Below are 10763 nucleotides of genomic sequence, written 5' to 3'. Positions count from 1 at the left end.
AACATAATCATCGGTCGCAATTCTAGAGATGTTGGTAATATGCTCTAATCGGTTATGGCGTGTTTCACTTAAATAATGTAACACCACACCCGAAGCAATAATACCTTCATACAAATCCTCGATACCAAAGCCTTTAAGCGTTTTGGTATTGAAATGTTTAGTTAACGATTCATGTGCATAATCGACCTGAAATACCCAATCCTCCAAATAAAAGGTATGAAAGTCATTACCGAAGGTCTCGTTAAACTCTTTTCGGCATTGTTTTGAAATGAGAACCTCGCTTGGATTAAAATTCTGCAGTAGTTTATCTATGTATTCTGTATCACCTTGAGAGGTCAAGAATTCACCCGTAGAAATATCTAAAAACGAAACTCCTGTGTACTTTTTATCAAAATGAACGGCCGCTAAAAAGTTATTGGATTTGGAATGCAGAATATCATCATTTAATGCCACACCAGGTGTTACCAGTTCGGTAACCCCACGTTTCACAATCTTTTTGGTTTGTTTTGGGTCTTCTAATTGGTCGCAAATCGCAACACGCTCACCTGCCCTAACCAATTTAGGCAAATACGTATTTAAGGAATGGTGTGGAAAACCAGCTAGTTCCGTTTCACTCTCGCTTCCGGCTCCACGCTTGGTTAAAATAATATCTAAAATCTTGGATGCTTTTATCGCATCGCTGCCAAATGTTTCGTAAAAATCACCCACTCGAAACAACAACAAAGCATCTGGATACTTTGCCTTGATGGCATTGTATTGCTTCATTAACGGTGTTTCTTTTTTTACGGATTTCGCCAAGAGATTTTGTTTATTTTTGTTTTAGGCTTGAGTATTATGCAAGTTCGCTAATTTACTTATAATTTGAAGTTTTTAGAAACCAAAAAGTTATAAGTTATTGACAGGTGTTGATAAAGTTGAATGGTGGCTGAGACCCTCGAAGCCACCTAAAGAATAGAGAAAAGCGCTTCGAGAACCTCAGCGCCCGAATTAATATGAGCAGAAAACTAAAAAACAGCGAATTAGACCGCCTCAACGTTTCTGAATTTAAGGATGCTAAGAAGTCTCCAATCATTATTGTATTAGATAATATTCGCAGCCTTAATAATATTGGCTCGGTGTTTAGAACGAGCGATGCCTTTTTAATTGATAAAGTTTATCTCTGCGGCATAACGGCCCAACCACCTCATAACGACATTAGAAAAACAGCTTTAGGAAGTACCGAAACCGTGGATTGGGAATATGCAGAAAGCACACTTGTATTGATTGAAAAGTTAAAGGCCAACGGAGTAAAAGTTTGTGCCATTGAACAAGCTGAGAATGCAACAATGCTGAATGACTTTCTACCTCAATCCGACACTCAATACGCTTTCGTGTTTGGCAATGAAGTTAAAGGCGTATCGCAAGAGGTGGTCAATACCAGTGATATGGTTATTGAAATCCCCCAATATGGCACCAAGCACTCCCTAAATATCTCTGTAAGTGCTGGCGTGGTGATTTGGGATGTATTTTCAAAGTTAAAAAAGCCTATCTAAATTTTCCCATCCGTATGCCACCATAGCTTTAGCGGAGGCGCAAGGGAAGACTTTAATGAGAGTTGTCATTCCTGTAAAAGCAGGAATCTCATAACAATTATAATTGAAATCATTCTATGAGATTCCTCAATCGTCTCGCTAACTATTGAGACTCATTTCGGAATGACAAAATGAAATGGTGTATAAATTAAAAATCAATGCTAAATTCAAAAGCAGAATAGATTATTTAGAATGACAAACAGAAAATCACTTTCAATTTCCTTAGCAATACTAGGTGTTGTTATCATTTTATTTTCAATAGGGTCTTCTATATTGACAAAAAATGTATTTGGAATTCCTGCGGGAAACCTCATGATATGGTTTGGTTTTATAGCACTTCAAACCGCGACTTATGCTTTAAATAATGGTTTTAAAGCGAGCAATTCAATATTTGGAAAGTTACTACGAAGTTTAATGTATTTCATAATTGTTTTATCTATTATGTGGTTTGGTATTGCCTATATTCTGGCAGGTAATGCAAGCTTTAATTTTAGTTCTGATGCAACTGGGTTTTTAGGCAGTCCTAAGGCTTCAATTTTACATTGGAATATTATATACCTCTTAGTGATAATGCCCATAGCACTCATGACTGCTTACAGAATTTTACGATTGTATGAGCGCTTAAAAGACCGTAATTAAATCTTGTATTGAATGGCAAAACATAAATTACCTTGGCCAACCAAAGCGGTTATGGAACAGATTTACGACCAACACCTTTGGGGCGGTACAGAATTTGATTTCTATTCTGGCGATGGCTCACACAGTGAGACTTTTGTTAAGCCTTACGTTGAGGCTGTTCTAGATTTTTTCAAATCTCACGAAAATAATTTAACGGTTTGTGACTTGGGTTGTGGTGATTTTAATATTGGTAAGCAACTATTTCAATTCACTAAAACATACATTGCGATTGATATCGTTGCGTCTCTTATTGAGAGAAATAAAAATCAATTTATAGCAAATCATTTAAAGTTATATTGTTTAGACATTTCAAAAGACGAACTACCAAATGCAGATTGTATTATCTTACGTCAAGTCCTTCAGCATCTATCAAATGCCGAAGTATTCCAAATTGTAAAAAAGTTATCAAAATATAAATACATTATCCTTACCGAACATATTCCAAATGGCGAATTCATCCCTAATAAAGATATCATTTCAGGACAAGGGATTCGATTAAAATATAGCAGCGGTGTAGATGTATTGAAAGCTCCTTTTAATTTAAAAGTTAAAGAAGAAAGGGTTTTGAATGATATTGTTTTAGATAACAAGAAAGGACGTATTTTGACTTTTCTATATACAACATAAATTGCTCCTATCATTTTACTCGAAATAGTTCTGTGGGATTACTAATTGATCACTTCGACTGGCTCAGCACATCGCATTCTTCGCTCTATGGGAATTACAGAAAATATCATGAAATTATTTCATTCAAAATCCACAAATAATCTTCACGCTTTTTTACAAAATCACGTTCTGAAATATCAATAATCTTTACATTAAGCTCAGTTTGGGATTTTAAGAACTCTAAATAACCAGCATTGATTTTTTCCAAGTACTCATCTTGTATCTCTGCTTCATATTTTCGGCCTCGACTTTTAATATTCTCTTGAAGGCGTTCTGTATTTTGATAGAGATACACATACAAATCTGGTCGCGCTATGTCTTTATAAACCTGGTAAAATAATCTACGGTATAATCTAAACTCATCTTCTGGTAAAGTCACCTTAGAAAATACCAAAGATTTATGTACATCATAATCGCTGACCATAAAATCCTTAAACAAATCCAACTGCGACAAATCATCACTAATCTGCTGGTAACGGTCTGCTAGAAAAGACATTTCTAAAGTGAATGCATAACGCTCTGGTTCTTTATAAAATTTGGGTAAAAACGGGTTATCCGCAAAGCGCTCTAAGATTAATTTAGCATTAAAATCTTGAGCTATTTTAGTCGCTAAACTGGTCTTGCCTGCTCCTATATTACCTTCGATGGCTATAAAATTAAACTTATTGAAATTATAAGTCTTCTTTGGGTTCTTTAACCAGATTTTTATAGGTTCAATTTGAGAGTTATCTTCACATTCTAGCAATAATTCGGAAATCAACTTGTTTAATTTAGAATGTTTTAAATCTTTCGCAATATCTAGAAGTGGTTGCAATACAAATTTTCGTTTGTGCAATTCAGGATGCGGAATAACTAAATTCTTTTCTTCTATGACCTCATCATCATAAAATAAAATATCCAAATCTATCTCTCTAGATTCGTATGTAGCAGCTTTTTTTTGAACTTTTCTTCCTAAATCAAGCTCAATAGCATTTAATGTTTTGAGTAGTTTCCTTGGTTTTAAATCGGTATCGATCTTAATGCAAGCATTAAAAAAATCATCGCCCTCAAAACCCAAAGCAGGTGTTTTATACACTTTAGAAATTTTATGAATGATGCCTACCCTCTCAAAAATGGTATTAATGGCCAATTGCAAATACTGCAATTTGTTGCCTTTATTGCTTCCTAATGCTATGTAAACGGTTTTAGTTGATGCCATGGAAATAGCAAATTAAACAAAACAATTTTTAATAGATTATCTTTACCACAACAATTTATCAACGGTTTTCAATGTCATCTAAAGACAAGCTTTTAGCGCTACGCATCTATCTTTTATTGGGTGCGCTTTTTATAACCTCGTTAGTAGTTTCTAACTTAATCTTTCAAAAGTTTTTTTATTGGTACCCTGTCGATGTGGAAATTTTTGGGAGCAAGCTTTTCGAAATTTCCGTTGGTATTTTGCCTTATCCTATTACGTTTTTAATAACGGACTTAATTAGTGAAATCTACGGTAAAAAGCGCGCTAATGATGTCGTTGTGGCTGGTATTTTTGCATCATTGTTTTCAGTAGGTATTATCATAGTTGCCGATTCCGTACCAGCTTTAAGCAATTCTCCATTAGACGACGAGACCTTTAAATTTGTATTTAGCAAAACCATAATTGCTGTAGGGTCTAGCATGTTGGCTTATTTATTTGCACAATTTGTGGATATTCAAATTTATCACTTCTGGAAACGCCTAACGAAAGGTAGGCATCTATGGTTACGAAATAACTTCTCAACGTGGTTTTCTCAATTTGTCGATACATTCTCTATTATTAGCTTACTATGTTATTTTGAGGTTTTGCCATGGTCTAGTTTTAAAGGTCTATTAATTAGTGGATTCCTTTTTAAAGTCCTAGTAGCTGCTTTCGACACACCATTCCTATATCTGGGTGTGTATTTCTTCAGGCGTCGTTTTAAGCTAAAAATAAATGAAGAAATTGATTTGACTTGATTGTTATTAAATCATTAAAATCTTCCTAAAGTTTACCTTGCGCACAACTATTCTTATCAACTTTGCGTATAATATCTTATAAGCCATTATCATTCGTTATGAAGAAAGTTTTCAAAATCATAGGAATCCTTTTACTCCTTTTTATCGCTATCCTTATTACAATTCCTTTCATTTTAGAGTCTAAAATAGATGCCATAGTTCAGAATTATGCCGATAAAAACCTTGATGCAGATTTAAGTTTTAACGATATTAGTCTTAGCCTCATCAGTAGTTTTCCTAGAGCGGAAGTTAGTGTAGAAAACCTTCAAATCACCAACCGAGCTCCTTTTAAGGGCGAGACTCTGGCCACTGCCAAGTCATTGTCTTTCGAAATGCCTATTGGTGAGCTTTTTAAAAGTTCTGAAGAACCCTTAACGGTAAATGAAATTATAGCTGACCAATTGCTTCTTACTGTAAAAACCAACAAAAACGGAACTGCCAATTACGATATCGTTAAAAGCAACGAAGCGGAAACCCCTGAAAAACTGTACAGTACGTCTTCTGGTTTTAGTTTTGATATTAAGAATTATGAACTTAACAATAGTGCGTTTACGTATATAGATGAAGCATCCAATACCAGTTTATACGCCACAGAAATTAATCATAGCGGTAAAGGCATTTTTTCTGGTGAGCAATCTGAATTAGATACTAATACAGAAGCCAGAATAAGTATGTCTATTGACAGTACGGAATATTTGAGCAATAACATCGTAAAATTAAAGGCGCTGTTAGGCATGGACCTGGAGCAAAACAAATATACCTTTAAGGAAAATACGGGCTATATCAACGCATTACCATTAGAGTTTGAAGGCTTTATACAAATGGTCGAAGAAGGACAGCAATTGGATATCAGTTTTAAAAATCCTGAATCTTCTTTTAAAGATTTCCTGGCTGTTATCCCAAAGGCATATGCCAAGAATATCGAAAATGTAAGCACCACAGGCAACTTTACGGTCAATGGCATTATAAAGGGATTGGTTTCTGAGGAAACGATTCCGACCTTGGATATCAATATGCGTTCGGATAACGCCTCTTTTAAATATCCTGATCTGCCGAAGCGTGTTGAGAATATCATTATCGATGCATCCATAAAAAATACGACTGGTAATGCTGATGATACCTATATGGATTTAAACCGACTTGATTTTAAAATCGATGAAGATGTATTCAAGTCCGAAGCACATGTCAAAAACCTTACAGGAAACATGCTAGTCAATGCTAATCTTGATGGTGTCCTAAACCTAGCGAACATTACTAAAGCTTATCCTATTGAACTGGAAAATCAATTAAGCGGTATACTAAAAGGCAAACTCAACACCTCTTTTGATATGGATGCTATTGAAACCAACACGTATCAACGTATAAAAAACAATGGTAGCGTTTCAATTTCCGATTTTATATTTTCATCCGAGGATATTGTTAATCCTATTCAAATTAATAACGCGGATATGACGTTTAAACCTGGAGAGGTGAGTCTAAATAGTTTTGACGCTCAAACCGGACAAAGTGACTTTTCAGCTACTGGAACTATTAACAATTTACTAGGTTTTTTGTTGAGCGACAAAAAATTACAAGGCAGTTTTAATGTTAATTCTAATACGTTTGCCATTTCAGATTTTATGGTTGAAGATGAATCTGCTACTGAAACCTCGAACAAGACTACTTCTGATGAAGAGTCCCTGAAAATTCCTGACTTTTTGGATTGCTCAATTACTGCTAATGCCAAAACGGTCATTTATGATAACCTTAATTTGAAAAATGTTAAAGGTCAATTGCTAATCAAAGATCAAAATGCCAACCTGGTAAATATGACCACAGATATCTTTAATGGTAAGCTTGGTATTTCTGGAAATGTAAATACCAAAGAGGCCAAACCTAAGTTCGATATGCAATTGGCTATGGAAGCATTTGACATTTCACAATCATTTAAAGATTTAGAGATGTTAAAGGCTTTGGCTCCAATAGCTAAAGTAGTGCAAGGAAAATTAAACTCAACTATCGACGTAAATGGACTATTGGACGAAAATTTCTCACCTGATTTATCGACCATTTCTGGCAATGCACTTGCCGAAGTATTAACGTCTAATATTGATGTATCTAAAAGCCCATTACTTTCTGGACTCGATAGTCAATTAAACTTTATTGATTTTAACGAATTGCAAAACGATATCAAGACCAAGTTGAGTTTTGAAAATGGTCAGGTATCTCTAAATCCATTCACTATAAATTATAAAGATATTCCTATTGAAGTTTCTGGTATGCATACGTTTACTAATAACATGCAATATGATGTCGTTCTTCAGGTACCAGCAAAATACCTAGGTGGAGAAGTAAATCGTCTTATTGGTCAGATAAACGACAACGATGTGAATACTATTTCTATACCAGTTACCGCAAATATCAATGGAAGTTTTTCGAGTCCTAATATTTCTACAGATTTGACGAGTGGTGTTTCGGATTTGACAAAGCAATTGGTAGAGATTCAAAAGCAAAAATTACTAGGTGAAGGTAAAGACAAAATCAATGATCTATTAGGAGGAGTGTTAGGCGGGAACTCAAAAGCTACTGAAACAGATTCAATTTCAAACAATAAAGATCCGAAGGATACTATTAAAGAAGGTGTAAATTCTGTTTTGGGAGGGATTCTTGGAGGAAAAAAGAAGAAAAAAGAGAAAAAGGCCCAAGATTCGACCAAAAACAACTAATTTTTCCACAAAACTTCCTCATTTTTGCTATTTTTTTTAATTATTGTTCACTTTAACTTGCTTTTCTTAATAATTAAGTTATAATGTATGTCCATAATTTAAAAATTCTACATGAGGCAGCTTAAGATTACCAAGCAGGTAACTAACAGAGAAGACAAATCCCTAGACAAATACCTACAAGACATTAGTAAAATTCCACTGATAACCGCAGATGAAGAAGTGGAATTGGCACAACGCATTAAACAAGGTGACCAAGACGCTTTAGACAAGTTAACAACCGCAAACTTAAGATTCGTTGTTTCCGTTGCAAAACAATATCAAAATCAAGGGCTAAAACTTCCTGATTTAATTAATGAAGGTAACGCAGGTTTGGTAAAGGCAGCTAAACGTTTTGACGAAACTAGAGGGTTTAAATTTATCTCTTATGCTGTATGGTGGATAAGACAAGCCATCTTGCAAGCATTGGCCGAACAATCTAGAATTGTAAGACTGCCTTTAAATAAAATCGGCACTATTAATAAGATTAACAAAACCTATTCGCATCTAGAACAGATTCATCAACGCCCGCCCAATGCTGAGGAAATTGCGAGAGAACTGGATATTAGCACTAAAGAGGTAAAGCAGTCGCTTAAAAATTCTGGTCGCCATTTGTCAATGGATGCTCCACTAAAAGATGGTGAGACATTTAGCCTCTATGATGTGGTTAGCGAAAGTGAGTCGCCAAGACCAGATAAGGATTTGATGAAGGCATCTTTAAATACTGAAATAGAACGTGCTTTAGATACCCTGACACAAAAGGAAAGTGATGTTATTCGTTTAAACTTTGGTATCGGAAACCAGCCACCTATGACGCTTGAAGAAATTGGCAGTATGTACGATTTAACTCGTGAACGCGTAAGACAGATAAGGGAAAAAGGTATAAGACGACTGCGCCATGCCAGTAAAAGCAAAATATTAAAGACTTATTTGGGGTAGATAAAACTTTAAATCTCGATTATCGTGTGATTTTTATTTTTTATTTTAAAATAGTTGAAGTATATTTGCCGACCATTTGCAAGAATTAGACAATAAAAAATTAGTGATAGATGATTAAAATCGAAATCAAAGAAGGCGAAAACATAGAAAGAGCTCTTAAGCGTTACAAGCGTAAGCACAGAAATGTACAGATTATGCAGAACTTAAGAGAGTCTCGTTATTTCACTAAACCATCTGTTAAGAGAAGAAGGGAAATTCAAAAGGCGCAATATATCCAAAGTTTAAGAGACCAAGAAAATATCTAATCTCTTATCTTTTTACATAAACTAAAAAAGAGCAACATAGTGTTGCTCTTTTTTGCTCCCACCATCTGCTCTACCTAAATTTTTCGTTTTCAGCTTTAATATCTAAAGGTTCGATAGGTCGATCTTCATAAAAATGTTCAAAAGTTTTGTTTGTGCTATAGTTATCTGTCAAAACTTTATACACCATTACAACAACAAGGATTTGTCCAATTACTGTGAGATAAAACACCCAACTAAAAGGAAAATCCATAGCACACATTATAGTTATAGTTATCAGTAATAGTGTTGTTATGGTTATGTAAAGGAAGGGGGATTTTCTCATTTTATTTTTTGTTTAAATTTAAACAATAAACATTAAACAAAATAATTTTTAACGGAAAACTAACATCCTTTGTAAGGTTACTATTTTACAGGGCACTAATTGCTCATGATTCTTATTTACTTACTCATTGGCATTGTAGCAGCTGTACTAGGAGCGCTTCCTTTAGGAGCTACTAATATCGCGGTTATTAACACCACATTAAAACAGAATGCTAAACAAGCATTTAAAATTACATTGGCTGCAGGGTTTGCTGAAGTCATACTATCCTACTACGCTTTGCATTGTAACATGATTGTTAGAAATTTTTTTGACACTAATCAGTGGTTACAGATTCTCATTGCTTTTTTGCTTTTAACCATCGGTGGTTTTTTATTTTTTAAAACCACTAAAAAGAACTCTCATAGTCGTAGATTTAAGACCTCAAAATATGCAACAGGTTTTTTATTAGGCCTACTTAATCCACCTGTACTCATTTATTGGTTAGTAATCTATGGAGTTATCAATGGCTATTCGTTAAGCTTAACCGTAGACGCTTCTTTTGCAGTACTCTTTTTATTTTTCTTCGGTGTTTATATCGGGAAGTTAATCACTTTATATTTTTACAGTAAATTCAGTTTAGTCATAAAACAAAAATTTGCAAACATCAATACCATTATCAATAAAGTTACTGGAATTCTGCTCTTCTTTATCGGTTTGGTTAATGTTGTTAAACTCTATTTTATCTAAACACTTAGTTCAACGACCAAACCTTCATTGGCCCGAATATTAAAAACGGTATTATCCTCAAAAATAAGATACTGTCCTTTGATACCAACAAGCTTTCCTGAGTATTCAATTAGCTTTCTTAAATTTAGACTATTGGGTTTTTCAGGATATTGCTCAACAGGGAATTGAAGATGTGTCTCAGTATTATTTTCTATAAAATAGTCTTTTACTTCTTCTGGAATAAACCCTTGTAAATTGCTTCTCCACTCTAAAAGATCTGCATCTTCAATATCGTTTTTCAACATCTTTCTCCAGTTCGTTTTGTCTGCTACATGGTCTTTTAAGGCTACTTCTGTAATACCTGCTAAATATCGATTGGGCACCTCAACTATTTCTATGGCTTCGTGCGCTCCTTGATCTATCCATCGGGTCGGCACTTGACTTTTTCTGGTTACCCCTACTTTAACATTACTAGAGTTAGCTAAATAAACGATATGTGGCTGCAACTGTACCCGCTTCTCGTATTCCAAGTCTCTATCTTCTATACCTAAATGTGCCTTGCTTAACTCTGGTCGCATAATCCATTCGCCAGCTTCAGGCTTTTCAAAAAAACACGACTTGCAAAATCCTTGTCTATAAACAGCCCTCCCTAAACCACAAAGACACTCTTCTCCTATTTTTTTAAGTTTTATAGATTTATTTAGCAACTGATTCATATGAATAAAATCGTTCTCAAAGACCAAATAATATTGGATTGGCTCTAAAAACTCGGTCTGCATTTTCGTTAGGACACCGTTATACAGCATAAAAGAATTTTAGTATT

At 34.6% G+C, this 10763-nt stretch carries 11 protein-coding genes and 1 pseudogene; 8 read left to right on the top strand and 4 right to left on the bottom strand.

The window, feature by feature from the left end; translation table 11 throughout:
- Positions 1–798, bottom strand: a pseudogene (locus Q0992_RS15510) (DNA mismatch repair protein MutS); the annotation flags it as partial.
- 194 nt (positions 799–992) lie between these two features.
- Between Q0992_RS15510 and Q0992_RS15505 the strand changes: the two are divergent.
- The 3 genes from Q0992_RS15505 to Q0992_RS15495 all read left to right on the top strand — a co-directional run bounded on the left by Q0992_RS15505 (position 993) and on the right by Q0992_RS15495 (position 2876).
- Positions 993–1532, top strand: a complete 540-nt coding sequence (locus Q0992_RS15505) for an RNA methyltransferase (RefSeq protein ID WP_299526528.1) — start codon at positions 993–995, stop codon at positions 1530–1532.
- 231 nt (positions 1533–1763) lie between these two features.
- A complete protein-coding gene (locus Q0992_RS15500) occupies positions 1764–2210 on the top strand; it encodes a hypothetical protein (RefSeq protein WP_299526525.1) in 447 nt (148 codons plus the stop codon).
- A 12-nt stretch (positions 2211–2222) separates the two neighbouring features.
- Complete coding sequence (locus Q0992_RS15495; RefSeq protein WP_299526522.1) at positions 2223–2876, top strand: methyltransferase domain-containing protein; 654 nt, start codon at positions 2223–2225, stop codon at positions 2874–2876.
- A 106-nt stretch (positions 2877–2982) separates the two neighbouring features.
- Here the strand turns inward: Q0992_RS15495 and folK are convergent, their stop codons facing one another.
- A complete protein-coding gene (gene folK, locus Q0992_RS15490; protein WP_299526520.1) occupies positions 2983–4113 on the bottom strand; it encodes a 2-amino-4-hydroxy-6-hydroxymethyldihydropteridine diphosphokinase in 1131 nt (376 codons plus the stop codon).
- Positions 4114–4184: 71 nt separating this feature from the next.
- On the opposite strand from folK, the gene Q0992_RS15485 reads away from it, so the two are divergent.
- The 4 genes from Q0992_RS15485 to rpsU all read left to right on the top strand — a co-directional run bounded on the left by Q0992_RS15485 (position 4185) and on the right by rpsU (position 8913).
- Positions 4185–4889 carry a queuosine precursor transporter gene (locus Q0992_RS15485; RefSeq protein ID WP_299526517.1) on the top strand — a complete coding sequence of 235 codons (705 nt, stop codon included), beginning with the start codon at positions 4185–4187 and terminating at the stop codon, positions 4887–4889.
- A gap of 98 nt (positions 4890–4987) precedes the next feature.
- Complete coding sequence (locus Q0992_RS15480; protein WP_299526514.1) at positions 4988–7633, top strand: AsmA-like C-terminal region-containing protein; 2646 nt, start codon at positions 4988–4990, stop codon at positions 7631–7633.
- 111 nt (positions 7634–7744) lie between these two features.
- Positions 7745–8608, top strand: coding sequence for an RNA polymerase sigma factor RpoD/SigA (locus Q0992_RS15475; RefSeq protein ID WP_299526511.1), 864 nt, complete (start codon positions 7745–7747; stop codon positions 8606–8608).
- A 110-nt stretch (positions 8609–8718) separates the two neighbouring features.
- Positions 8719–8913: a 30S ribosomal protein S21 gene (gene rpsU, locus Q0992_RS15470; RefSeq protein ID WP_299366743.1), complete on the top strand. Its 195-nt coding sequence runs from the start codon at positions 8719–8721 to the stop codon at positions 8911–8913.
- A gap of 70 nt (positions 8914–8983) precedes the next feature.
- Here rpsU and Q0992_RS15465 read toward each other — a convergent pair whose 3' ends face one another.
- Positions 8984–9235, bottom strand: a complete 252-nt coding sequence (locus Q0992_RS15465) for a hypothetical protein (protein WP_299526508.1) — start codon at positions 9233–9235, stop codon at positions 8984–8986.
- Between the two features lie 105 nt (positions 9236–9340).
- Here Q0992_RS15465 and Q0992_RS15460 point away from each other — a divergent pair, with 105 nt between their 5' ends.
- Positions 9341–9961, top strand: coding sequence for a LysE family transporter (locus Q0992_RS15460; protein ID WP_299526505.1), 621 nt, complete (start codon positions 9341–9343; stop codon positions 9959–9961).
- Here Q0992_RS15460 and Q0992_RS15455 read toward each other — a convergent pair.
- Positions 9958–10746, bottom strand: a complete 789-nt coding sequence (locus Q0992_RS15455) for a DUF2797 domain-containing protein (RefSeq protein WP_299526502.1) — start codon at positions 10744–10746, stop codon at positions 9958–9960. The genes Q0992_RS15460 and Q0992_RS15455 overlap by 4 nt on opposite strands.
- Between the last annotated feature and the right edge of the window lie 17 nt (positions 10747–10763).

It is taken from the genome of Winogradskyella sp. (assembly GCF_028289625.1).
In the GTDB taxonomy this organism is placed as follows: domain Bacteria; phylum Bacteroidota; class Bacteroidia; order Flavobacteriales; family Flavobacteriaceae; genus Winogradskyella.
Note: the sequence above shows the minus strand (reverse complement) of the source record. Positions and strands in the feature narration are given on the sequence as shown.